This is a genomic window from Nocardia transvalensis NBRC 15921 (assembly GCF_000308875.1).
Taxonomy (GTDB): Bacteria; Actinomycetota; Actinomycetes; order Mycobacteriales; family Mycobacteriaceae; genus Nocardia; species Nocardia transvalensis.
This window is the reverse complement of the sequence record NZ_BAGL01000055.1, coordinates 311,274-335,688: the sequence shown is the minus strand read 5'-3', so window position 1 is coordinate 335,688 and position 24,415 is coordinate 311,274. Positions and strand designations below refer to the sequence as shown.

21 protein-coding genes are annotated in these 24,415 nt (G+C 69.9%); 14 read left to right on the top strand and 7 right to left on the bottom strand.

Annotated elements, in window-relative coordinates; translation table 11 throughout:
* The 6 genes from ON41_RS18335 to ON41_RS18310 form a co-directional block, all read left to right on the top strand.
* Positions 1-1,613 (top strand): putative type IV secretion/conjugal transfer ATPase (locus ON41_RS18335; RefSeq protein WP_040748817.1); only part of this gene is annotated, 1,613 nt, incomplete at its 5' end.
* A gap of 118 nt (positions 1,614-1,731) precedes the next feature.
* The gene (locus ON41_RS18330) at positions 1,732-2,016 is read left to right on the top strand and encodes a transposase (RefSeq protein ID WP_246829553.1); all 285 of its coding nucleotides are present in this window, start codon (positions 1,732-1,734) and stop codon (positions 2,014-2,016) included.
* A gap of 178 nt (positions 2,017-2,194) precedes the next feature.
* On the top strand, positions 2,195-3,889 hold the full coding sequence (locus ON41_RS18325; RefSeq protein WP_040748904.1) for a M23 family metallopeptidase: 1,695 nt from the start codon (positions 2,195-2,197) through the stop codon (positions 3,887-3,889).
* Between the two features lie 122 nt (positions 3,890-4,011).
* A complete protein-coding gene (locus ON41_RS18320; RefSeq protein WP_051161793.1) occupies positions 4,012-4,554 on the top strand; it encodes a hypothetical protein in 543 nt (180 codons plus the stop codon).
* Positions 4,555-4,591: 37 nt separating this feature from the next.
* Positions 4,592-6,445: a type IV secretory system conjugative DNA transfer family protein gene (locus ON41_RS18315; RefSeq protein WP_040748815.1), complete on the top strand. Its 1,854-nt coding sequence runs from the start codon at positions 4,592-4,594 to the stop codon at positions 6,443-6,445.
* On the top strand, positions 6,442-6,837 hold the full coding sequence (locus ON41_RS18310; protein WP_246829552.1) for a DUF4913 domain-containing protein: 396 nt from the start codon (positions 6,442-6,444) through the stop codon (positions 6,835-6,837). Before ON41_RS18315 ends, ON41_RS18310 begins: the two co-directional genes overlap by 4 nt.
* Positions 6,838-6,976: 139 nt before the next feature.
* On the opposite strand, the gene ON41_RS18305 is transcribed toward ON41_RS18310, so the two are convergent.
* Entirely contained in the window at positions 6,977-7,537 is a 561-nt protein-coding gene (locus tag ON41_RS18305) for a hypothetical protein (protein WP_040748814.1), read from the bottom strand.
* 352 nt (positions 7,538-7,889) lie between these two features.
* Positions 7,890-8,759, bottom strand: a complete 870-nt coding sequence (locus tag ON41_RS18300) for a peptidylprolyl isomerase (protein ID WP_040748813.1) — start codon at positions 8,757-8,759, stop codon at positions 7,890-7,892.
* A 345-nt stretch (positions 8,760-9,104) separates the two neighbouring features.
* Between ON41_RS18300 and hisS the strand changes: the two genes are divergently transcribed.
* From hisS to ON41_RS18285, 3 genes are all read left to right on the top strand, one after another.
* The gene (hisS, locus tag ON41_RS18295; protein WP_040748812.1) at positions 9,105-10,382 is read left to right on the top strand and encodes a histidine--tRNA ligase; all 1,278 of its coding nucleotides are present in this window, start codon (positions 9,105-9,107) and stop codon (positions 10,380-10,382) included.
* Between the two features lie 68 nt (positions 10,383-10,450).
* Positions 10,451-11,095, top strand: a complete 645-nt coding sequence (locus ON41_RS18290) for a hypothetical protein (RefSeq protein WP_083905435.1) — start codon at positions 10,451-10,453, stop codon at positions 11,093-11,095.
* Positions 11,096-11,205: 110 nt separating this feature from the next.
* A complete protein-coding gene (locus ON41_RS18285; RefSeq protein ID WP_040748811.1) occupies positions 11,206-12,213 on the top strand; it encodes a malate dehydrogenase in 1,008 nt (335 codons plus the stop codon).
* A 56-nt stretch (positions 12,214-12,269) separates the two neighbouring features.
* On the opposite strand, the gene ON41_RS18280 is transcribed toward ON41_RS18285, so the two are convergent.
* From ON41_RS18280 to ON41_RS18270, 3 genes are all read right to left on the bottom strand, one after another.
* Complete coding sequence (locus ON41_RS18280) at positions 12,270-13,139, bottom strand: TIGR03619 family F420-dependent LLM class oxidoreductase (RefSeq protein ID WP_040748810.1); 870 nt, start codon at positions 13,137-13,139, stop codon at positions 12,270-12,272.
* A 234-nt stretch (positions 13,140-13,373) separates the two neighbouring features.
* Positions 13,374-15,020, bottom strand: a complete 1,647-nt coding sequence (locus ON41_RS41640; RefSeq protein WP_040748809.1) for a hypothetical protein — start codon at positions 15,018-15,020, stop codon at positions 13,374-13,376.
* Between the two features lie 3 nt (positions 15,021-15,023).
* The gene (locus ON41_RS18270) at positions 15,024-15,347 is read right to left on the bottom strand and encodes a type VII secretion target (RefSeq protein WP_040748808.1); all 324 of its coding nucleotides are present in this window, start codon (positions 15,345-15,347) and stop codon (positions 15,024-15,026) included.
* A 209-nt stretch (positions 15,348-15,556) separates the two neighbouring features.
* Here ON41_RS18270 and ON41_RS18265 point away from each other — a divergent pair, with 209 nt between their 5' ends.
* The 4 genes from ON41_RS18265 (at position 15,557) to ON41_RS18250 (ending at position 20,769) form a co-directional block, all read left to right on the top strand.
* Positions 15,557-16,549, top strand: coding sequence for an NAD-dependent epimerase/dehydratase family protein (locus tag ON41_RS18265; protein WP_040748807.1), 993 nt, complete (start codon positions 15,557-15,559; stop codon positions 16,547-16,549).
* A gap of 31 nt (positions 16,550-16,580) precedes the next feature.
* Positions 16,581-17,606, top strand: a complete 1,026-nt coding sequence (locus ON41_RS18260) for an Rv2578c family radical SAM protein (RefSeq protein ID WP_040748806.1) — start codon at positions 16,581-16,583, stop codon at positions 17,604-17,606.
* Between the two features lie 119 nt (positions 17,607-17,725).
* Complete coding sequence (locus ON41_RS18255) at positions 17,726-19,690, top strand: 2-oxoacid:acceptor oxidoreductase subunit alpha (protein WP_051161792.1); 1,965 nt, start codon at positions 17,726-17,728, stop codon at positions 19,688-19,690.
* Entirely contained in the window at positions 19,690-20,769 is a 1,080-nt protein-coding gene (locus ON41_RS18250; protein ID WP_040748805.1) for a 2-oxoacid:ferredoxin oxidoreductase subunit beta, read from the top strand. Before ON41_RS18255 ends, ON41_RS18250 begins: the two co-directional genes overlap by 1 nt.
* Before the next feature lie 9 nt (positions 20,770-20,778).
* On the opposite strand, the gene ON41_RS18245 is transcribed toward ON41_RS18250, so the two are convergent.
* Positions 20,779-21,315 (bottom strand): DUF2613 family protein, encoded by a 537-nt coding sequence (locus ON41_RS18245; protein WP_040748899.1) that lies wholly within the window; start codon positions 21,313-21,315, stop codon positions 20,779-20,781.
* Positions 21,316-21,544: 229 nt separating this feature from the next.
* The gene (ypfJ, locus tag ON41_RS18240) at positions 21,545-22,462 is read right to left on the bottom strand and encodes a KPN_02809 family neutral zinc metallopeptidase (RefSeq protein WP_040748804.1); all 918 of its coding nucleotides are present in this window, start codon (positions 22,460-22,462) and stop codon (positions 21,545-21,547) included.
* A 163-nt stretch (positions 22,463-22,625) separates the two neighbouring features.
* Between ypfJ and aspS the strand changes: the two genes are divergently transcribed.
* Positions 22,626-24,407 (top strand): aspartate--tRNA ligase, encoded by a 1,782-nt coding sequence (aspS, locus tag ON41_RS18235; RefSeq protein WP_051161787.1) that lies wholly within the window; start codon positions 22,626-22,628, stop codon positions 24,405-24,407.
* Positions 24,408-24,415: the final 8 nt, after the last annotated feature.

The following is a 24,415-nucleotide window of genomic DNA, read 5'->3' as shown; positions in this document are numbered from 1 at the left end:
CGGCCTGGGCGGCCTTCCGCATCCGCACCGACGATCTGCGCCGGGTCAACGCCGCGGCCCGCTACGAGGCGGTCGTGGAGGACGGGTTCGACCGCTTCACCTCGCCGCTGACCGATCGCGGCTACGCCGGACCCGGCGGCGGGCGGATGAGCGTCGTCGGCCGCCCCGTGGAATATCGCGCCACCACCGCCCAGGTGGCGGGGCTGTGGCCCTGGTCGGTGGGCGCGGGCGCCCCGCTGATCGGCACCCCGCTCGGCTCCCACCTGCACACCGGCGCACCCGTCTGCTTCGACCCCATGAACTGGTTCATGCGCGGCAGCTTCATCACCGCGCCCAGCCTGTTCGTGCTGGGGCTCAACGGTTTCGGCAAATCCTCGCTCGTGCGCCGCATCGTGCTCGGCGGCGTCGCGCAGAACATCACGCCGCTGATCCTCGCCGATGTCAAGCCCGACTACCGCAAGATGGTGGAGATGGTCGGCGGTCAGGTCATCGACCTCGGCTACGGCCACGGCGTGCTCAACCCGCTCGCGGGCGGCGTCCTCGGCCAGATCGTGCCGCTGCTGGACGAGATGCCCGCGCTGCAACTGCAGGTGACCCAGGAGTTGCGGGCCCGGCAGGTCACCCTGATCGCCGGTCTGGTCGAACTGGTCCGCGGCGCCCGCGTGCGCGATTACGAGGAGACGCTGATCTCCACCGCGCTGCGCATCCTGTATCGCGAGGGCAGCGGTTACACGCCGGACAGCCCGCCGATCATGGAGGACCTGGCCAATGTGATCAGCGAGGGCGGCCAGGAGCTGATGCTCGACGCCGGCGCCGAGACCGCCGAGGAGTACCACGAGGCCACCAAGGGCCTGCGCCGTTCGCTGCGCGCGCTCACCCAGGGCCCGTTCGGCGCGGTGTTCAACGGCCAGACCAGCACGCCGATCGACACGTCCGCGGTGGCGGTGTGCATCGACGTCTCGCACATCCCCCAGGGCGACAAGAAACTCAAGGCCGCCGTGATGCTGGCGTGCTGGGCCGACGGATTCGCCTCCGTCGAGGCCGCGCACACGCTCGCCGACGCCAAACTCGGCCCGCAACGCTACTTCCAGGTCGTGATGGACGAGCTGTGGCAGGTCCTCGGCCTCGGCGACTTCATGGTCGACCGCGTCGACGAGCTGACCCGTCTGCAGCGCGGCCTGGCCACGTCGCTGATCATGATCAGCCACACCATCAAGGACCTCCAGTCGCTCGGGTCGGAGGCCGCCATCGCGAAGGCGCTCGGTTTCCTCGAACGCGCGCGTGCCAAGATCTTCGGCGCGCTGCCGCCCGAGGAGATCAAGCGGCTCGATTCGACCATCCCGTTCACTTCCGCCGAGGAGGAGATGGTCACGGGATGGTCGGCGCCGCAGGCGCTCACGGGCGAGGCCCTCAAACCGGGACAGGCCCGGCCCCCGGCCCCCGGCACCGGCAAATTCCTGCTCAAGATCGGTGAGGATCGCCGCCCCGGCATTCCGTTCCACATGGAGTTCACGGTCTCGGAGCGGGAGAGCGGAATCCACGAGACCAATCAGCGGTTCAGCGAGTTCACCGAGTCCACCGGGCCGTCCGGGGACGAGGGGAGCGCCGCGTGAGGCCCGGCGCCGTCGCCGGGCTGTCGCGCGAACGGGTTGTGCCGCACCACTATTCGTTCAGTCGTCTGCCGAGCATCGGGAGGTTCATCGAATGATGCCGCACAGGTCCTATCGAAGAGTGTCACCGGAGGTGCGGCAGGCCGCGGTCCAGCAGGTGATCGCCTTGACGGGCAAGCTACGCAGCGAGTCCGAGGCGTGCCGGGTGGTGGCCGAGCAGATCGGGGTGCACACCAACTCGGTGCGCAACTGGGTCCGCGCGGCCGCCGAGGGCCCCGGTCTGGAGCGCATGGACGCCACCGCCCTGCGCCGCAAGGTCGCCCTGCTGCAACAGCAGCTGGCCGCCGCCGCCGAAATGAACCGCACCCTGGTCGAAACCCTCAACGAGGCCAAGCGCATCACATGAGCCGTGCTGTGAATCCCGCACCCCATGCACGTTTCCGCACCCCTTCCAGTGCGCTGGACGGGGTGCGTGAGTGTGCAAGGGGTGCGGTAATCGACCGCGCGCCCCGTCGTCCCGCGCCCGGCGTTGCGCGAACTCGGGTGTGGGGGCGTGGCGGAACGGTGTGGGTTGCGGGGGTGTGGTGAACGGGAAGACGTTGATCTGGGGTGTGCTGGGCAGCGTGGTGGCGTTGCTCGCGCTGTTGCTGGTGATCGTGGTGCCCGCTTCGGAGGACGAATGCGATACCGCGACCGTGCCCTCGTCGTCCGCGCCGCCGCTGGGCGGTGATCCGCGGGCCATGGGCGCGTCGGGATCGGTGACGCCTTCCGGTACGGCGCGGCCCTCGTCGGCGCGGCCGGAGACGCCCGGGGTGACGAATGCGCCTGCGGCCGTGACGAAGTCGGGCGCGAGCGGCGCGCCGTCGCTGGCGGCGGGAATGGCCCCGATCCGCCGGGTCTGGCCGCTGCCGGGCGGGTCGTTCCAGGTCTCGGACACCTTCGGCGCCCGCGGCGGACAGCATCTCGGCGTGGACCTGGCCGCCGCGGACGGCACGCCGATCTCCTCGGTGGCCGACGGCGTGGTCGTGGCCGCGGGCCCGGCGTCGGGCTTCGGGAACTGGATCGTGGTCGACTCCATCGATGTCAACGGCCGTCCGTTCTCGGCGGTGTACGGGCACGAGTGGGACAGCGGCGTGCGGGTGCGCGTCGGGCAGACGGTGAAGGCCGGCGACGTCATCGGCGCGGTCGGCTCCGCGGGCGAATCCTCCGGCCCCCACCTGCATTTCGAGATCGTGCCGGGCGGGCGCTTCGCCGGCGGCCACCAGATCGATCCGCTGCCGTGGCTGGACGGCGCGCCGACGCCGAACGGCGGTGGGGCGTGGCCGTATTCGAACAACCCGCGCTGCCTGCGCGGCTTCGGTACGGCGGGCGGTGCGCTCGCCGAGGGGAAGGTGCCGCCGGAACTCGAGATCTGGTACCGCCGCGCGGGATCGCTGTGCCCCGAGATCACCCCGTCGATCCTGGCCGCCCAGGGCCGCCAGGAGTCCGGATTCCAGCGCGGCCTCACCTCGCCGGCCGGAGCGCAGGGCCTGGCGCAGTTCCTGCCCAGCACCGCGCGCGCCACCGACCCCGACGACGGCCAGCCCTATCTGCTGGACGCGGACAACAACGGTTCGGCGAGCCTGTGGGACGACGGCGACGCGATCATCGCGCAGGGCCGCTACATGTGCTCGATCGCCCATCAGGTGGAGCGGTGGATCGGGGAGGGGAAGGTGCACGGCGACGTCGTCCCGCTGTCGTTGGCCGCCTACAACGCGGGCGAGGGCGCGGTGCTGGCGTCGGGCGGCATGCCCAACCAGGTGGCCGCGCACTACTCCGAAACCCAGCCCTACGTGACCAATATCCTCGCGATGGAGGCGCAGTACCGGGCCCCCGGCTCGATGGGCCGGTATCAGCCCGAGGGCACCGGCTCCGGCACCGGGATCGTCGCGGCCGCCGAACAGTGGATCGGCACACCGTACGTGTGGGGCGGCGGCGGCCCGTCCGGCCCGACCGGCGGCGGCCTGGACGGACCCGGGCTCACCTCCGCGGCGGTGTTCGCGGCCTCCTCCGGGCAGGTGAGCCTGCCGCGCACCGCCGAACAGCAGTGGGAGATGGGCGCGGAGGTCCCGGCGAGCAAGGCGAAACCGGGCGATCTGGTGTTCTCCCGTTTCGGTCCGCGCGGCCCCGCGGAGGTCGGTGTGTACGTCGGCGACAGCACGATGATCCGGGCCGCCGACGCCGCCGGAGTCCGCAAGGCCCCGATTCCCGGCGACAGCCGGCTACGGAGGGTGCTGTGACACTGTTCCGCCGACAACCGGCCGCGGAGGGTGCTGTGGAGCGATGGAGCCGTCGAAACGGACACGCCGGTACCGGATCCGGGCGGGTAGTGCCGATCCGCCGGTCCCGGCGGATAACCTGGATGAATACGGTGAGACACAGGAATCTGGTGGTGATGCTGGTGGTGGGCGTCGCGATGCTGGCCGCCGCGTGCGGCAGCGGCTCGGACGAGACCGCGGGTACACCCACGTCCACCGTCCGGCAGCTGGAGGCGGTCCCGGCGCCCGACCCGACCACGCCCGACGGGGTGGCGGTGGCGGCGGTGAAGGAGATCTACACCTGGCACCCGGCCACCGAGGATCAGAGCGCCTCGCTGGCGCGGGCCCGGAAGTTCCTGGGCCCCAGCCTGATTCGCACCCTGGACGCGCCGCCCGGCGCCGAGACCCCGAGACCCACGCTGCGGTGGGCGGAGTGGGGCAAGGCCGGCGCCACGGTGGAGGCGTTCACCTTCGCATCCGGTGAGAAGGCGCCCAACGCGGGCGATCCGGACCGGCAGCAGTACAAGATCGGAATAGAGCAGACCGTCGTCTATCCGGACGGCCGGCGCGAGACACTGCCGTCGGCGACGGTCATCGCCACGGTGGTGCGGACGCCCGACGGCTGGCGGCTCGACGGATTCCGTTGAGCGGCACCCACGAATACGGTCACCTCAGGAGGCGGAGATGGCGAAGAAGGTAAAGGATCCGGCCGATCCGGGGCCGGACGTATCCCTGTATCTGATCTACATCGGTTTCGCGGTGCTCGGAACCGTGTGGCTCGCACTGCATCTCGGCAACCACATGTCCGCGACCAAGCAGGACATCCCGATCAACCCGATCGCGATCGTGGCGGGCCTGGCGCGGGGCAAGTTCGAGTGGCCGACCGCGTCCACGGTGATCCTCATCGCGGTGGTGCTGGCGGTGATCGCGTACGTGATGGTGCGCAAGCGCCTGAAGAAGAACAAGGGCAAGGGCAAACTCCCGGTCGACGACAAGGCCCAGTACATGGGCAACGGCGGCGCCATCTCCTCGCTCACCGAGGCCGGCGTCCGCGCGAAGGCCGAGCAGCTCGGCGTGCGCCTGGGTTACGACGATTCGCCCGGCGTCCCGATCGGCATCTCGGTCGCCGACGGCATCCCGCTCTACGGCTCGTACGAGGATCTGCACCTGGACATCTGGGGTCCGCGCCAGGGCAAGACCACCTCGCGCGTGATCCCGGCCATCCTCACGGCGGTCGGCCCGGTGGTCGCCACCTCGAACAAACGCGATGTGGTCGACGCGACCCGGGATGTGCGCGAGAGCAAGGGATCCCGGACGTTCGTCTTCGATCCGCAGGGTGTCGCCGGTGAGCACCCGACCTGGTTCTGGGACCCGCTGAAGTGGGTCGACGCCCCGCGCGACGGGTGCGAGATGCGCGCGTCGCGGCTGGCGGGCCACTTCGCCGACGGCGACGACGGATCCGACGAGACCCGCGACGCCTACTTCGATCCCGAGGCCGAGGATCTGCTGGCGGGCCTGTTCCTGGCCGCGTCGGTCAGTAACTTCCCGATCACCCGGGTGTGGGACTGGGTCACCGATCCGAACAACGGTGAGCCGGTCGAAATTCTCCGCCGCGCGGCCGGGTATTACGGCGTCGACGGACTCAACTTCACCGCGTCGGGCCTGGCCCAGCAGTACAACGCGGAGGCGCGCACCAAGAGCGGCATCTTCGGTACCGCGAAGAAGATGGTCCGCTGCCTGAAATTGTCGAATGTGCATCCCTGGGTGACGCGCGGAGCCGATTCCCGGTACGAATTCGACGAATTGGAATTCTTGGACAGCAATTCCACGCTGTACTGCCTGTCGCTCGAGGGTCGTGGTTCGGCGGGCCCGCTGGTGAGCGCGCTGACCGAGGCCGTCGTCGAACGCGCGATGTACAAGGCGTCGCAGTCGCGCGGCGGCCGCCTGCCCATCCCGCTGATCGCCGTGCTGGACGAGGCCGCCAATATCGTGCGCTGGAAGGATCTGCCCAAGCAGTACAGCCACTTCGGCTCGCGCGGCATCGTCGTGATGACCGTGCTCCAGTCGTGGGCGCAGGGCGTACGGTGCTGGGGCGAGGCCGGTATGGAGGCGCTGTGGGCCGCCGCCAACGTCAAGGTGCTCGGCAGCGGCATCGATGACATCAAATTCCTGACCGCGCGCTCCGAGGCGATCGGCGACTACGACTCGATCTCCGCGTCGGTCTCGGAATCCAAAGGCGGCAAGAGCTATTCGAAGTCGCTGGGCTCCTCGCGCACCCTCAATGTGAACGCGCTGGTGACCCTGCCGCGCGGTCGCGCGGTCGTGTTCTCCTCCGGCGCGCCCGCGACCCTGGTTCGCGTCGTGCCGTGGTGGGAGGGCGAGTACGCTGACGAGGTCAGGCGGTCGATCGAGCACCACGATCCGCAGCGGCAACGCACCACGGTCGACGATCTGATCGAGTCCCGCGGGGCGACCGATATCGCCGCCCCCGACTCCACCACCACCTACGGGCAGCCTGAGGAGGTCCGGCCGCTGTGAACGACCAGCAACAGGACATGATCTACGCGGACGTCGTCGAGTTCGTGGAGAACTATCTGAGCCTCGTCTACCGGCGGCAGGTCACCGATCTCACCGATACGGTGTGGTGCCCGGAATGGTGGAAGCACGCGGAGGCGGTGGTGCGCCTCCAAGCGCTCTGGCGCGCATGGGAATACCTGCGGCAGGACGAGAAGACGGGGATGAGCGTCTGGTTCCTCGATCACGCCGATCCGCACATGGGTAAGCTGCTGGACCCGCGGGGGCCGTTCAAGTTCTGCAGTGTGCGCCACGGTCACAAGGACATGCTCAACCCGCTGCCGCTGAAGTCGCCGCAGCACGGCATGTTCGGGGATCCGACGATCGATCCGGCCGCGGGGGATTTCCGCGCTTAGCGGGGAGCGTTGCGGGGGCTGAACAGGCGACTGTGCAAGGGGCCTTACCAAAAGTAAAGCCCCGCACACGTTTCCGGAATGTGGGCGCTGCCCCCGCAGCGGGCAGACGCCGACGTGTCCGGTCCGGGCGGGACCTCTCTCAGTTGCGGGTACGTTCGCGACCGCGCTCTTCGAGCTGGCGGGCGCGCGTGACGCGCGGCGGCTCGTCGGGCCGGCTGCGCACCGCGGCCTGCGGTGGAGTGGCCTGGCTGACCTCCATGAGCATGCGAACCGCCGCCAGTTCCGGGGCGACGCCTACTCGTGCCAGATGCGAGGCCAATGCCTGCCGGCGTTCCACCGAGTCGTACCGGTCCAGCTCCCGCACCTTGGTGCGGGCGGCGGCGGTGCGAGCGGCGTGGCGGGCGGCGGTGGCTTGGGCGTTGAAGCGGTCCTTCTCGAGGGAGACGCCCTTTTCCAGGACGGGCCTGGACAGCATTCGCGTCAATTCCACATTGCGTGGGTCCTTGGCTTTGGCCTCGCGTGCGTCCCGGAGCATGCGCTCCCGGGCTTCCTTCACCCGCTCCTGAGTCATTTTGACGCGGGCTTCGGCCTCACGTTGGCCACGTTCCCGGGTGCGCAGTGCGACCAGAGTCGCAATCTGCAACATTTGCCTCATCAAAGCCGCTGTTTCGCGACCGATGTCGTCGAGTTCCTCGGCCATTGGCTGCTCCCCGATGCTGCAGTGATCACTATGGATGATTGTGGTGCTTCGTCACGGACAACGCCACCCGAACTGTGGTTCACGTGGCGGTGCCCCGCCTGCAAACGTGGACACCGGGAGTATTTCTCGGTATGCGAACCCGGACCCTGTAGGGCGGGTACTACACCGCTTCGTACTCCGTTCTTCGAGGTTACCAGCGAATACGCAGGGCAGCCTTACTACCGTTGTGCATCAAAAGCATATATCGCACAATTCCGACAAGGTACCCGAAGCACCGAAGGTTCTCCGGTATGAGGATGCCCTAACCGAATGTCCTGTGCCAGTGCGACATGCGGACGCGTTCCGGCGCGACTCAGGCGACCTTCACCGAATCGAACGTGACCGGCAGGTTCGGCTTACCGCCGCCCGGGCGCGGGTCCATCGAGCCGTCGTCGCCGGCCGCGGCGATCTTGTCGAGGGTCTGCAGTCCGGCCTCGCCCACGGTGCCGAAGATCGTGTACTGCGGGGGCAGCTGGGAGTCGCCGTAGATGAGGAAGAACTGGCTGCCGTTGGTGCCCGGCCCGGCGTTGGCCATGGCGACCACGCCGCGCTTGTACTGCACGGGTGTCGGATTGGCCTCGAGTTCCTGCGGGTCGAACTGGTCGGTCGGGTACTCGTTGTCGAAGGCGTAGCCCGGGCCGCCCTTGCCGGTGCCGCTCGGATCGCCGCACTGCAGCATCTTCAGGCCCTTGGTGCTGAGCCGGTGGCACGGCGCGCCGTTGTAGAAGCCCTGGTTCACCAGGCTCACGAAACTGTTGACGGTGCACGGGGATTCGCCGGCGTCGAGCGCGATGTCGATGGGGCCCTGCCCGGTCTCGATGCGCACGGTCTGCTTGCCGGTCGTGGCGACCTCGGTCTTCTCCGGCTTCTGCGCGGGTTTGGCCGGCTCGCCGCCGTCGCGGTAGGAGCAGGTGACCGACGCGGGCTTGGCCTTGAGCTCCGGCGGCGGCGGGGCCTGCGGGGTCTCCGACTGGGAGGTGTCCGGGCTGGCCGCCGCGGCGTTCTGATCGTCGCCCTTGGTGAGGTAGTAGATCCCGACGCCCGCGGCGACCACGACGACCACGCCGAGCGCGGATCCGGCTATGGCGAGACGCTTGCGCTTGCGCGCGCGCTCGGCCTGCCGGGCCAATCTCCGCTCCAGCTTGCGTTTGGCCGCCTCTCGCCGCTGTTCGTTGCTCGGCACTACCCAGTTCCTCCTGTATCTTTTGCGCCGCCTTCGGCAGCGCGGTTCGTGGCCCCCTTGGTCCCGGTGTTGGGCCGACTCCGCTCCGGCCGCGGGGCGGCCTCCGCTGCGTCGGCCCAACACCGGGACGGGCCACGAACTGCTCAGGTTCGGCAATCCACGAACTTCTCGAGTTCGGCAGATCCCGAACTCTTCGGTTCGGTGATCCGCGAACTTCTCAGGTTCGGCAATAGAGTGTGCCATTACTTCCTGAGTACTTCCTTGGCGGAGGCGACTGATTCTCCGGCGGAGGCTCGCCGGAACCGGTTGGACTATTCGGTGGGGCATACGGGAGACTGGACCATCGTGACCAAGACCAGCAGCTTCGCCGCCCCGAAGGGTTTCCCGGACTACCTGCCGCCCGCCTCCGCGGAGTTCGTCGCCGTGCGCGACGCGCTCGTGCGGGCCGCGCGGCTGGCCGGGTACGGGCATGCGGAGTTGCCGATCTTCGAGGAGACGGGGTTGTTCTCGCGCGGCGTCGGCGAGTCGACCGATGTCGTCAGCAAGGAGATGTGGACCTTCCCGGACCGCAAGGACCGCAGTATGACGCTGCGGCCGGAGGGCACCGCCTCGGTGATCCGCGCGGTGGTCGAGCACGGGCTGGACCGTGGCGCGCTGCCGGTCAAGCTCTGCTACGCCGGTCCGTTCTTCCGGTACGAGAACGTGCAGGCCGGTCGCTACCGGCAGTTGCAGCAGGTGGGCGTGGAGGCGATCGGCGTGGACGATCCGGCGCTGGACGCCGAGGTGATCGCCGTCGCCGACGCCGGATACCGCTCGCTCGGGCTCACCGATTTCCGCCTCGAGATCACCTCGCTCGGCGACGACTCCTGCCGCCCGCAGTATCGGGAACTGTTGCGGCAGTACCTGCTCGGCCTCCCCCTGGACGAGGAGACCAAGCGGCGCGCCGAGATCAATCCGCTGCGAGTACTGGACGACAAGCGGCCGGAGGTGCGGCAGCTGACCGCCGACGCCCCGCTGATGCTCGACCACCTGTCCGACACGTCGAAGGCGCACTTCGAGCAGGTGCTCGGGCACCTGGACGCGCTCGGCGTGCCGTACGTCGTCAACCCGCGGATGGTGCGCGGCCTGGACTACTACACCAAGACGACCTTCGAATTCGTGCACGACGGGCTGGGCGCGCAGTCCGGTATCGGCGGCGGCGGGCGCTACGACGGCCTGCTGGAACTGCTGGGCGGGCAGGCGCTGTCCGGTATCGGGTTCGGGCTCGGCGTCGACCGCACCATCCTCGCGTTGGCCGCGGAAGGTAAGGCCGCGGCCGAACCGGCGCTGGTCGACGTGTTCGGCGTACCGCTCGGGGATGCCGCCAAGAGCCGCCTCGTGGTCGTGGCGGGGCAGTTGCGCGCCGCGGGTATCCGCGTGGACCTGGCCTACGGCGGCCGCGGCGTGAAGGGCGCGATGAAGGCCGCCGACCGCTCGGGTGCGAAATACGCTCTGGTGCTGGGCGATCGCGACCTGGCCGAGGGCGAGATCGGCCTGAAGGACCTGGCGACCGGTGATCAGCAGCAGATCCCGATCGATGACGCGGTCACCGCCGTCACCGCCGCCCTGGCCGTGGATCGGTAGTACCGTCACGGCAACGGCGCCCGCCCCGATCGGCGGGCGTTCGCCCGTACCCGGACGAATGTGGACGCGTGACCGAACTCCCGAATCCCGAAGGGCCGCAACAGGTCGGCCTGGATCTCATCGCCCCCGAGCTGTACGCGCCGATGCTGCGGCGGCTGACGGCGGCGGCCCTCGCCGTCGGTGTGGTCGCCGCGCTGCTGCTGGCGCTGGTGGTCGCCTGGCCGATCGCGGTGCTGGCCGGGCTGGTACTCGGCGCGCCCACCGCGATCTACGCCATGGCGGTGCAGCGACGGCGAATGTGGCTGGCGGGCACCGTCATCGAGGCCCGGACCCTGCTCGGGCGGCGGCGGCTCGATATCGCCGCCGCCGGGGGAGTGGAGGTCCTGGTCTACCCGGGCCGGCTGAGCCGCATCGTGCTGCGGCTCACCGCGGACCGATCGATCCAGGTGGTCCCGCTGGCCATGTACACCGACGCGGGCAGCGGCCGGGAACTGCACATCCTGGGCCTGCGCACCCTCGCCGACGCCCTGGCCGCGAGCGAACTCGCTGCGGGCCTGGCGATTTCGGCTCTGCTGGTCGGCCAGCTGCGGGCGGAGGCCCGCGACGCCGGGCTCGAGGAGCGGCCGCTGTACCGCGCCGTGCAACTTGTGCGCGCCAAGGACACGGTGCAGCCGGTGGTGCTGAGTGACCGCGAGATAGCCGCACTGGGCTGATCCCTCGCGGGGGATCGCCGGGGTTGACTGTCTACTTGCTCACGGCATGCGGTGTGTCGCTGTGCGGCTCATTAGGGTTGGGTGAGGACCGTCGATCAAGAGGAGTTGTCGTGAGCTTTGCCGTTCGCACGCCCGTGACCGTCACCGTGACCGGCGGCGCCGGTCAGATCGCCTACGGTTTGCTGTTCCGGATCGCCTCCGGTGCGATGCTCGGTCCGCAGACGCCCGTGCGGTTGCGGTTGCTCGAGGTGCCGGCGGCGGTCGGCGCGCTGGAGGGCGTGGCGATGGAGCTCGAGGACGGCGCGTTCCCGCTCCTGCGGTCGATCGATATCAGCGACGATCCATGGGCCGGATTCGACGGCGCGCAGGTGGCGCTGCTGGTGGGCGCCCGGCCCCGCACGGCCGGAATGGAGCGCGCCGATCTGCTCGCCGCCAACGGCCCGATCTTCACCGACCAGGGCGCGGCCATCAACGCCAGCGCCGCCGAGGACGTGAAGGTGCTGGTCGTCGGCAATCCGGCCAATACCAACGCCTTCATCGCCATGAGCAACGCGCCGGACGTCCCCGCCGAGCGGTTCACCGCGCTCACCCGGCTCGATCACAACCGCGCCCTCGCTCAGCTGGCGAAGAAGACCGGGACGCCCGCGGCCGACATCCGGCGGATGACGGTGTGGGGCAACCACTCCGCCACCCAGTACCCGGATATCTCCCATGCCGTCGTCGGCGATCGTGCGGCCGCCGACGTCGTGGCCGATACCGCATGGGTGCGGGAGGATTTCATTCCGACGGTGCAGCAGCGCGGCACCGCCATCATCGAGGCCCGCGGCGCGTCGTCCGCCGCGAGCGCGGCCAGCGCCGCCATCGACCACATCCACGACTGGGCGCTGGGCACTCCCGCCGGTGACTGGGTGTCGATGGCGGTCCCCTCGGACGGTTCCTACGGCGTCCCCGAGGGTCTCATCAGCTCGTTCCCCGTCACCTGCGCCGACGGCTCCTACGCCATCGTCCCGGATCTTCCGATCGACGAATTCTCGCGCGAGCGCATCGATCTCAGCGTCGCCGAACTGCGCGCCGAGCGTGACGCCGTCGTCGACCTCGGCTTCGCCAAGCCCCGCTGACGCACCCCGCGCCCGCTACCCACGGGGAGAGGGGCGCATTGTCGGGCGGGGGCGGGTCAGTCGCACTTGGCGATGACGGAGTCCGCGTAGCGCTGGAGGTGGGCGATCTTGTGCTCGAGGGATTCGGTGTCGGGGCCGGGCGTGTAGTGGTAGCGGAAGCCGACGAGGACGTCGGTGACGCCCTTGTCCTCGAGGCGTTTGATGCCGTCGGGGGTGTAGGCGTCGATCGAGGCGACGTGGATCTCGAACGGCCCGGTCCGGTCGCTCTGCGCGCGTAGCTCCCGCAGCCGGGCCAGCATCCGGTCGAGGTCCTCGGGGTCGCCGCCGGCGTGCATCCAGCCGTCGCACCGGGCCGCGCGGCGCAGCGCGGCGTCGCTGTGCCCGCCCACCAGGATGGGCAAGGGTTCCGTCGGCGCCGGGGTGATCTTGATCTTCTGGATGTCGTAGAACTCGCCGTGATACTCGAAGTACTCGCCGGTGCACAGCCCGCGCACGATGTCGATGCACTCGTCCATGCGCTTGCCGCGGCGCTCGAACGGCACGCCCATGATGTCGAAATCCTCCGGCCACGGGCTGATTCCGACACCGAGCGCGAACCGGTTGCCGCTGAGGTACGCCAGCGAGGCGGCCTGCTTGGCAACGAGCACCGGCGGCCGGATCGGCAATTTGATGACGAACGGGTTGAAGCGCAGCGTCTTCGTGGCGGCGGCCAACGCGGCCGAGAGCACGAACGTCTCGATGAACGGCTTGCCGTCGAGGAATTCGCGCGATCCGTCGGGGGTGTACGGGTACGTCGAATCCGATTCGGCCGGATACGCGATGCTGTCGGCGATCGTCATCCCGTGATACCCGGCGGCCTCCGCGGCCTGGGCCAGCGGAATGTAGTACGCGGGATCGGTCATCGCCTCCGCAAAGGTGAAGCGCATCGAGGCATCCTCTCGGCTCGGTCGGTGCCAGAATTAGAACAAATTCCAGTTGCTGTCGCGATGGTAGCCGGGAGTGATCATGGCTGTCAGGGGATTCATCGCAGCGTCGCAACCATCGGCAGGCGCGACGATTGTGAAACATGTTCTAGGTCTACGGGGGTGGACCGTCGGCGAACGGCGACCGAAACCACGCACGGCCCGGGCTCTACAGACCCGGGCCGTGCGTGCGAGGACCTACAGCTGGTCCATCTCGTAGTCGTTGATGATCTCGTCGTTGTGGGTCTGGCCGATGACCTCGGGGGCCGTCTCGCCCAGCGCGCCGGTGAGATCGGTGTTGCCCGTGGGGCTCTGGTACGGCTGCACCGTGCGGCCGTGCTCGTCCTCGTTGCCGCGGTTGGCGCCCGCGGCGCCGGGCGCGCCCATGAAACCGGAGCCCATGCCCGCCCCGTTCGCGCCGGGCATCCCCGGTCCGAACGGCACACCGGCGATATTGGCCGCCCGTGCCGCGGCGCCGGGCACCGAACTGCCCGGCCCGCCCGGCTTCGATCCCAGGCCGCCCACGCCGCCGGAGAGACCGCCGAGGCCGCCGGCCGCACCGCCGCCACCACCGGAACCGGCGTGCGCGCCGTTGCCGCCGAAGGACGACGCGTGCGTCGCGGCCGAACCGCCCAGTCCGGTGGCCGAATCGCCGAGGCTCGAGGCCATCGTGTCCGAACCGCCGCCCGAGATGAGCTGCTGGGCCTGCTCCATGATCGGCTGGCCGACGTTCTGTGCCACCGACTGGGCGACGTCGGCCGGATTCGGGCCGCCGCCGGTGCCCATGATCTGCTGCACCACGCCGGACAGCTGGCCGGTGTAGCCGGCCAGTTCGCCGCGCGTGGAGTTGACGATCGTGACCGCCTGGCCGAGATGTTCGGTGGCGATGCCGATGAGGGTGGCCTGCGCGGGCGGGGTGAAGATCACCGGGGCCAGTGCTGTCGCCTGTGCCGCAAGCGAATTGACGACGGCGGTGAGCTGCACGTTGCCGCGCTGTACGACACCGGCCGCCTCCTCGGTGAGCTTGGAGATGTCGAATCCGCGCTGGGCGGTGTCGTCGCCGTGCGTTTGCGCCTGCTGGCCCGCGGTCTGGGCGTTGCGGGCCGCCTGACCCTGCCACACCTGGTCGACGCTCTTGAGCGCGCCCTGGCCGACCTGCATGGCGCTCTGGATGACCTGCGACGACTGGCTCAGCAGCGTGGCCGGGTTGAGCGCGCCGAGGACGCCGGTGCCGAACGAGGACAGCAGATCCTGGAAGGGCTTGAACAGTACGTCGACACCCGGAAGGCCGGGCAGCGCCGTGCCGTTCATCAGCGCCGCGACCGGATCGGCCGGGAGGGGCGCGCCGGGTGCGGCGGCGGCGACGGCGGGTGCGGCGGCCTGCTGCACCGCCGACGCGGCGCCGCCGAGACCGCCCGCGGCGCCGTTGACGGCATCGTGCGCGCCCGCGAGCATGCCCTGCGGGTCGCCGCCCAGAGCGCCCTGGGCATTGTTGATCGCGCCGTGCGCGGCGCCGAGCAGCGGCGAGCCCGGATCACCGAGGGCCGCGGGCGGTATGGCGGACTGGTCGGGCGCCGGGCCGCCGCCGAGGCCGGGGGCATGCGGCGTGCCGGCCAGCGGCGAGCCGCCGTCCTCGAACTCCTTGCGCGAGGGCATGAATGCGGGCGGCTCCGGCGGCGGTACATCGGCCGGCAACTGCCCGAGCGGCACGTCCTGGATGGGCCCGGGCTGGGCCGCCGGTGCCACGGCGGGATCGGGCATCGCCGGGGGAGCGGCCGCCGGGGGCGCCGCGGCGGCGGGCGCGCCGATCACGCCGCTGTCGTGTCCGGAGTCGAGTGTGCGCACGAATCATCCCCCGATCTGATTGCCGATGGCCCCGAGCACGGTCTGCGCGGCCGAGTCGGTGTCGTCGTACACGGCGGCCGAGCCGAAGGCGGCCTGCCCCAGGTGATTACACTTGTCCGATAGCTCGTTGATGTCCTTGGCGTGCAGGACCTGCGCGGCCGCGAACATGGCGAGGTAGTCCGCCCCGATGAGGCCGAAGACCGGTGTCATGGCGACGACGTTGCCCACGGCGTCGACATCGCCCGCCGCGGCGATCTGGCCCGCGACCCCCTCCTGCGTAGCGGCGAACGCGCGGACCGCCGTGGTCTCTACCGAAAGATCGGCCATCGACTCTGCCCCCCAATCATCATGATCATCAGTTCTCGTGAACGTCGTGCTCGTGACCTGCCCCGCCACCGGCCGACGGCCGGTGACGACCGGTCCTCAATATAACTGACCAGCACGACGTGTTTCGAGCCGACGCGAGTCCGGAGAGGAATAAATCGGAACAAACTAGAACTTGTTGCAAATTAGAACGGGTTCTATATTCTCGTGGCATGAAGGTCGCAGTCACCGGCGCAGCCGGCTTCCTAGGCACGAATCTGCTCCACCAGCTGGTGGCGCGCGGTCACGAGGTGACCGCGATCGATCGGGTTCGGCCGACCGGCGCCCCGGAGCCGGGGGTGACCTGGGTGAACGGCGATGTGCTGGACCAGGATTCGATGCGCTCGGCCCTCGACGGCGCCGAGATCGTGTACCACCTGGTCGCGGTCATCACGCTGGCGCACCACAACGATCTCGCCTGGCGGGTGAACACCGAGGGTGTGCGGGTGGTCGCCGAGGCGGCGCGCGCGGTCGGGGTGCGCCGGATGGTGCATGCCAGCTCCATCCACGCCTTCAATCAGTACACCTGCGGTGGCCGGATCGATGAGCGGTCGCCGCGGTCGGTGGAGCCGGGCCTGCCGGTCTACGACCGCTCCAAGTGGCAGGGCGAGATCGAGCTGCGCAAGGTCGTCGACGCGGGGCTGGACGCGGTGATCTGCAACCCGACGGGAGTGTACGGACCGGTCGATCACTCGGACTCCCGGATCAACACCACGCTGTGGGACTGCGCCCGCGGGCGGGTGCCGGTGATGATCGGCGGCGGCTTCGATCTGGTCGATGTGCGCGATGTCGCGGCCGGGCTGATCCTGGCGGGCGAGCGCGGCCGGACGGGCGAGAACTACCTGCTCACCGGCGCGATGATCACCATGCTCGAGGTGAGCCGGATGGCCGCGGCCGCCAACGGCAAGCGCGGCCCGTCCTTCGCGATCCCGCCCAAGGTGATCTCCGCGGTGCTCCCGGTGCTGGAACCCACGGCCAAGCTGTTCGGCAGCGACCGCATCTCGAAGGCGGCGATGGGCGCGCTGCTGTCGGCGCCGGTGGTGGACGGCGCCAAGGCGCGGACCGAACTCGGGTACCGGCCGCGCCCGACCGAGGAGACGCTGCGCGACCTCGTCGCCTTCTACAAGGGCGAACCGCTGCGGCCGGAGGCGCGCAGCATCGCTTGACAGTCGTTAGAACAGATGTTCGACTGGAGGGGTGCGGTGGCAGAACCAGACCCTCGACGCCGATGACGGGGCGCTCCCCGGCCTCGAGCGCGCGGGTTTCGTGCGCAGCGTGCGGACGCCGGAGTTCGACGGCGTCACCTTCCACGAGGTGCTGTGCAAGAGCGCGCTGAACAAGATGCCGGCGGGCTCGGGGTTGCCGTTCGACTGGACGATCAACCCCATGCGCGGCTGTTCGCACGCCTGCCGGTACTGCTTTGCGCGCGGCAGTCACGAATATCTGGAACTGGACGCCGGCCGCGATTTCGACACCCAGATCGTGGTGAAGACGAATGTCGCGGCCGTCCTCCGGCGCGAGGTGCATCGGCGCTCGTGGCGGCGCGAGGGCGTGGCGCTGGGCACCAATACCGACCCCTACCAGCGCGCCGAGGGGCGCTACCGGCTGATGCCGGGCATCATCGGCGCGCTGGCCGAATCGGGTACGCCGTTCTCCATCCTCACCAAGGGCACGCTGCTGCGCCGCGATCTGCCGCTGCTGGTGCAGGCGGCCGGGGCCGTGCCGGTCAGCCTCGCGCTGTCCATCGCGATCCTCGACCAGGACCTGCACCGCAGCCTGGAATCGGGAACGCCCTCGCCGCGCGCCCGGCTCGATCTGGTGCGCGCGCTGGCCGAGGCCGGTTTCGCGGTGCACGTCATGGTCGCGCCGGTGATTCCCTGCCTCACGGACGGCCGCGCGCATCTGGACGCGTTGTTCGGCGAGATCGCGGCGTCCGGAGCGGCCAGCGCGGTGGCGTTTCCCATGCATCTGCGCGGCAGTACCCGCGGCTGGTTCCTGGAATGGCTGGCCACCCACCACCCGGCGCTGCTGCGCCGCTACCGGCAGCTGTACGGTCGTGGGGCGTACGTCACACCGGAGTATTCGGCGTGGCTGCGTGGCCGGGTCGAGCCGCTGCTGGCGCGGCACGGGTTGAACCGCGACCGGCCGGCGGACGTACCACCCCGGCGGGGGCCGGACGACCGCCCGCGGGAGCCCGATCCGCAGCTGGCGCTGTTCGCCTGACGCAGTACCGGCTGTTCTGCTCAATCCTGTTGGACCGCACATAACCCGGGTGTGTCCGGGGTGCGGGGGAGTAACTTGGCGAGTGGTACCTCATCCCGACGAGGAAGTGATGCAGGCGCATGGCTGACGTAACGCGTCGAAGTGACACTGCCGCAGGCGAATCCGCCGCGCGGGCGAGTGCCGCGTCCGAGCGGATCGAGAAGGTCGTCATACGTTTCGCCGGCGATTCCGGCGACGGTATGCAGCTGACCGGCGACCGTTTCACCCACGAGGCGGCCGCCTTCGGCAACGACCTGGCGACCATGCCGAACTTCCCGGCCGAGATCCGGGCGCCCCAGGGCACGCTGCCCGGCGTCTCGTCGTTCCAGATCCAGATCGCCGACTACGACATCCTCACCGCCGGCGACCAGCCCGATGTGCTGGTCGCGATGAATCCGGCCGCGCTGAAGGCCAATCTCGAGGATCTGGCGCGCGGGGCCACCCTCATCGTCAACACCGACGAATTCACCAAGCGCACGCTCGCGAAGGTCGGCTACGCCGCCGACCCGCTCGCCGACGACACGCTGTCGGATTTCGTCGTGCACCGCGTCCCGATGACGTCGCTGACGCTGACCGCCACCGAGCCGACGGGTATCGGCAAGAAGGACGCGCAGCGCGCGAAGAACATGTTCGCGCTGGGCCTGCTGTCGTGGATGTACGGGCGGCCGATCGGCGGGACCGAGCAGTTCATGCGGGAGAAGTTCGCCGCGAAACCCGATATCGCCGAGGCGAACATCCTCGCGTTCCGCGCGGGCTGGAACTACGGCGAGACGACCGAGGCCTTCGCCACCACCTACGAGGTCGCTCCCGCGACGCTCCCGCCGGGCACCTACCGCCAGATCACCGGCAATACGGCGCTGGCCTACGGTCTGGTCGCCGCGGGGCAGCTGGCGGGCCTGCAGGTATTCCTCGGCACCTATCCGATCACCCCGGCCTCGGACATCCTGCACGAGCTGAGCAAGCACAAGAACTTCGGTGTCGCGACCTTCCAGGCCGAGGACGAGATCGCGGGAATCGGCGCGGCCCTGGGCGCCTCGCTCGGCGGATCCCTCGGCGTCACCAGCACCTCGGGCCCGGGCCTGGCGCTGAAGAGCGAGTCCATCGGCCTGGCCGTGATGACCGAACTGCCGCTGCTGATCGTCGACGTGCAGCGCGGCGGGCCCTCGACCGGACTGCCGACCAAGACCGAACAGGCCGATCTGCTGCAGGCGCTGTACGGCCGCAACGGCGAATCGCCGGTGGCGGTGCTCGCGCCGCGCTCCCCGGCGGACTGTTTCGCGGCGGCGGTGGACGCCGCGCGCATCGCGCTCACCTACCGCACCCCGGTGCTGCTGCTGTCCGACGGCGCGATCGCCAACGGGTCGGAGCCGTGGGCGATTCCGACCGTGGCCGAGCTGGAGCGGATCGATCCGGCCTTCGAACCCGAGGGCGGCGACGGCGAATTCCAGCCCTACGCCCGCGATCCGGAAACGCTCGCGCGCCCGCTGGCGGTTCCGGGCACGGCGGGCCGCGCGCATCGCATCGGCGGCCTGGAGAAGGCCGACGGCAGCGGCAACATCTCCTACGATCCGGCCAACCACGAACTCATGGTCCGGTTGCGGCAGGCGAAGATCGACGGCATCGCGGTGCCCGATCTCGAGGTCGACGACCCTGACGGCCGCGCCGAACTGCTGCTGATCGGGTGGGGGAGTTCCTACGGGCCCATCGGGGAGGCGTGCCGGCGCGCCCGGCGCCGCGGCGTTCCGGTCGCGCAGGCGCATCTGCGGCATCTGAATCCGTTGCCCGCCAACACCGGTGAGGTGCTGCGCCGTTATCGCACCGTCGTGTGCCCCGAGATGAACGGCGGCCAGCTGGCGACCCTGCTGCGGGCCCGCTATCTGGTGGATGTGCAGCCCTGGACCAAGGTCGCGGGCACCGCCTTCTCGGCACAGGAACTCGTGGGCGTCATCGACGCCGCGCTCGACGGCTCCATCGCGGAAATGGAACACGACAAGGCCTTCGCCGCGCGGGCGCGGGCCACGTACCGCACCACAGGGGGCAAGTGATGACCATCATCGAAACCTCGCTCGCCGGAACAGATCTCGGCCTGACCGGGCTGTCCGGCGTGCCGGGCGCCGACGGGCCGCAGAAGGCCAAGGACTACACCTCCGATCAGGAGGTGCGCTGGTGCCCCGGCTGCGGCGACTACGTCATCCTCGCGACCGTGCGCGGATTCCTGGCCGAGCTGGGGCTGCGGCGGGAGAATCTGATGTTCGTCTCGGGGATCGGCTGCTCCAGCCGGTTCCCGTACTACCTGGACGCCTACGGGATCCATTCGATCCACGGCCGCGCGCCCGCCATCGCCACCGGGCTGGCCGTGACCAGGCCCGACCTGTCGGTCTGGGTGGTGACGGGTGACGGTGACGCGCTGTCCATCGGCGGCAACCACCTCATCCACGCGCTGCGCCGCAATGTGAACATGACGATCCTGCTGTTCAACAACCGGATCTACGGTCTCACCAAGGGCCAGTACTCGCCGACGTCGGAGAGCGGCAAGGTCACCAAGTCCACGCCCATGGGCTCGGTGGACCATCCGTTCAACACCCTGTCGGTGGCGCTGGGCGCCGAGGCGACGTTCGCGGCGCGGGCGATGGATTCCGACCGCGCCGGGCTCACCGAGGTGCTGCGCGCCGCGGCCGAGCATCGCGGCACCTCGTTCGTGGAGATCCTGCAGGACTGCCCGATCTTCAACGACGGCTCGTTCGACGCCCTGCGCCGGGAGAACGCCGATTCGCATCTGATCCCGTTGCGGCACGGGCAGCCGATCCGCTTCGGCGCCGAGGGCGAATTCGCCGTCGTGCGCAGCGGTTTCGGCCTGGCGGTGGCCCGCGCCGAGACGGTCGCCGAGTCGGAGATCGTCGTGCACGACGCCTACACCGACGATCCCGAATACGCCTACGCCCTGTCGCGCCTGTCCTCCCAGGACCTCTCCCACGTCCCGATCGGCATCTTCCGCAGCGTCGCCCGTCCCACCTACGACGACGGCGTCCGCACCCAGCTGGCCACGGCCCGCGAACGCAAACCCGTCCAGGAGAACTCCCTGCAGGAACTGCTCACCGGCAAGGAGACCTGGACCGTCGGCTAGGCGGAACTCTCAGCGGTCCTGGACGAAGGAGTCGACGAGCTTCTTGCACAGGGCGGTGAAGCGGGTGCGGTTCGACTTCTGGTCGTCGGAGAGGCCGTCGGCGGAGTCGGGGGCGTAGACGATCAGGTGCAGGTCCTGGTCGGGGGCGGGGCCGAGGAGGTCGAGGGCGGTGCTGCTGCCGTCGGCGTTGCCCGGCATGCCCATATCGGTGTCGGCCAGGGTCCGCGCCTCGCCCTGTGCCCAGGCCAGGACGTCCGGGGCGACGTGGCCGTTCACTTTCTTGGGGGCGGTATCGGCCTTGCGGTCGGGGGAGGCCGCGTCGGGGCTCGAGACCGCGCGGCCGTCCTGCTGGACCTCGAGCGTCGGCGCGAGGTCGGTGCGGACCTGCCATCCCGCCGGAATCGTGGTGAGCGTCAGCGACACCGGCGGTGCGGGCGTTTCGTCGGCGGCGGCCGTACCGCCGGTCACCAGCGCGGTGCCCAGGACCACACCGGCTACGGCCGCGTGTACCCGCCCGAAACGCCATGCCGCAGAGAGCCTTCGCATGAAATCCATCCTCCTCAACCGGCGGGACCGTCACCGCCGCCCGTGATTGTGGACGAGCGGCGGCCGAATTGTGTGGTGGCGCGCCAGAGAGGTCCCGGCCGAAAGCATGCCGGGACAACGGGTGGTGATGTCGCCGGAGCAGCGGGTGGTGGTGTCGCTGGAGCAGCGGGTGGTGGTGTCGCTGGAGCAGCGGGTGGTGATGATGATGACACCGGGGACGCGCCTTCGTTTACCGCACGGGTGGGTTGTTCAGGTCGGTGGCGGAGAAGGTGTCGCAGGCTTGGACCTGGCCGGAGCGGTAGCCGCTGAGGAACCACTTCTGGCGCTCGTCGGAGGAGCCGTGGGTCCAGCCCTCAGGGTTGACGCGGCCGGTGGAGGCCTTCTGGATGCGGTCGTCGCCGACGGCGGCCGCGGCGGACAGGGCGTCGCGAATGTCCTTGTCGGTCAGCGGCTTCAGGAAGGGCTGGTCGCTGCCGGGGGCGGGCTGCTTGTCGGCGAAGTGGGCCCACAGCCCGGCGTAGCAGTCGGCCTGCAACTCCAGGCGCACCGATCCGGATTCGGGGCCCTTCGGATCCCGTTGCGCGCGACCGGAATCGCCGAGCAGGTTCTGGATGTGGTGGCCGACCTCGTGCGCGACCACGTACTCCTGGGCCAGCGGACCGCCGCTGGACCCGAACTTGTCGACCAGTTCCTGGAAGAAGCTGGTGTCGAAGTAGGCGGTGCGGTCGGCGGGGCAGTAGAACGGGCCGACCGCGCTGGTCGCCTGCCCGCAACGGGTGTTGACCGATCCGGAGAACAGCGTCACCTTCGGCGGCGAGTACTTGCGGCGGGTCTGCTGCGGCAACTGCGTACCCCACACCGCGTCGAGGCTCTGCGCGGTGAGCACGACCCGGCAGTCGACGTACTTGTTGGCGTCGGCGCCGGTCTTGCAGTGCGCGGGCGTCTTGGCCGTGCCCTGCTGCGAGGAATCGCCCCCGGCCCCGGTGAACTGCCCGAGCAGCGATCCGGGATCGCCGCCGAACAACAGTGCCAGCACCAGCACCACGATGCCGCCCGCCCCGCCGCCGAGGGCGAGCTTTCCGCCCATCCCCGGCCCGCCGGAGGAAACCCGATCCGGATCGATCTGCATACCTTCGTTGAAGGTCATCCTCGTCGCCTCTCGCGCTGTGTCCGCTCAGTGTCGCCGCTCGCGGTGACAAGCTTGACACGGCGGCGCGGATATCGGTTTCCGGTCACCCGACGTGTCTCACTACGATGGGCTTGCACCTGGTCACCACGCGCCGGTGCATCGAGCCGTCGAAAGGAATCCCGTGCTGCGCACCCACTTGGCCGGCTCGCTGCGAAGCGAGCACGCCGGTCTGACCGTCACCCTCACCGGTTGGGTGGCCCGGCGGCGAGACCACGGTGGCGTGATCTTCATCGATCTGCGTGACGCCTCGGGCGTCGCCCAGGTGGTGTTCCGAGAGGGCGCCGCGGCCGAGCAGGCGCACCGGCTGCGGGCCGAGTACTGCCTCCAGATCACCGGCGTGATCGAGCAGCGGCCCGACGGCAGTGAGAACCCGAACCTGCCGACCGGCGCGGTCGAGGTCAACGTGAGCGAGCTGGTGGTACTCAACGAGTCCGCGCCGCTGCCGTTCCAGCTCGACGAGCAGCCCGGCGAGGAGACCCGGCTCAAGTACCGCTACCTGGACCTGCGCCGCGAGGGCCCGGCGCACGCGATCCGGCTGCGGTCCAAGGCCAACGCCGCGGCCCGCGAGGTGCTGGAGCACCACGCGTTCGTCGAGGTCGAGACCCCGACCATGACCCGGTCCACCCCGGAGGGCGCGCGCGACTTCCTGGTGCCCGCCCGCCTGCAGCCCGGCAAGTTCTACGCGCTGCCGCAGAGCCCGCAGCTGTTCAAGCAGCTGCTGATGGTGTCGGGCGTGGAGCGGTACTACCAGATCGCGCGCTGCTACCGCGACGAGGACTTCCGCGCCGACCGCCAGCCCGAATTCACCCAGCTCGACATCGAGATGAGCTTCGTGACCCAGGAGGATGTCATCCTGCTGGCCGAGGACATCCTGGTCGCCCTGTGGAAGCTGATCGGCCACGACATCACCACGCCGATCCCGCACATGACCTACGCCGAGGCCATGCGCCGCTACGGCTCGGACAAGCCGGACCTGCGCTTCGGCATCGAGATCACCGAATGCGCGGAGTACTTCGCCGATACGCCGTTCCGCGTGTTCCAGGCGCCGTACGTGGGCGCGGTCGTGATGCCCGGCGGCGCGAGCCAGCCGCGGCGGCAGCTCGACGCCTGGCAGGACTGGGCCAAGCAGCGCGGCGCCCGGGGCCTGGCCTACGTCCTGGTCGGCGAGGACGGCACGCTCGGCGGCCCGGTCGCGAAGAACCTCAGCGAGGCCGAGCGCGAGGGCCTGGCCAAGCACGTCGGCGCCGAGCCGGGGGACTGCGTGTTCTTCGCGGCGGGCGAGCCGCGGGCGCAGCGAGCCCTGCTGGGCGCGGCGCGTGGCGAGATCGCGCGCAAGTGCGGCCTGATCGACGAGAGCGCGTGGGCCTTCGTGTGGATCGTGGACGCGCCGATGTTCGAGCCGGCCGCCGACGCCACCGCGAGCGGCGATGTGGCCCTGGGCCATTCGGCCTGGACCGCGGTCCACCACGCGTTCACCTCGCCCAAGCCGGAGTCGATGGACACCTTCGACACCGATCCGGGCGCGGCGCTGGCCTATGCCTACGACATCGTCTGCAACGGGCACGAAATCGGCGGCGGCAGCATCCGCATCCACCGCCGCGACGTGCAGGAGCGGGTGTTCGACGTGATGGGCATCGGCCACGACGAGGCCCAGGAGAAGTTCGGCTTCCTGCTCGACGCCTTCGCCTTCGGCGCCCCGCCGCACGGCGGCATCGCGTTCGGCTGGGACCGCATCACCGCGCTGCTCGCGGGCGTCGACTCGATCCGCGACGTCATCGCCTTCCCGAAGTCCGGCGGCGGTGTCGACCCGCTCACCGACGCCCCGGCCGCGATCACCGCGCAGCAGCGCAAGGAGGCCGGCCTGGACGTGGTCCTGGACGAGGACGGCAACCCGGTCGAGTGATGTCGATG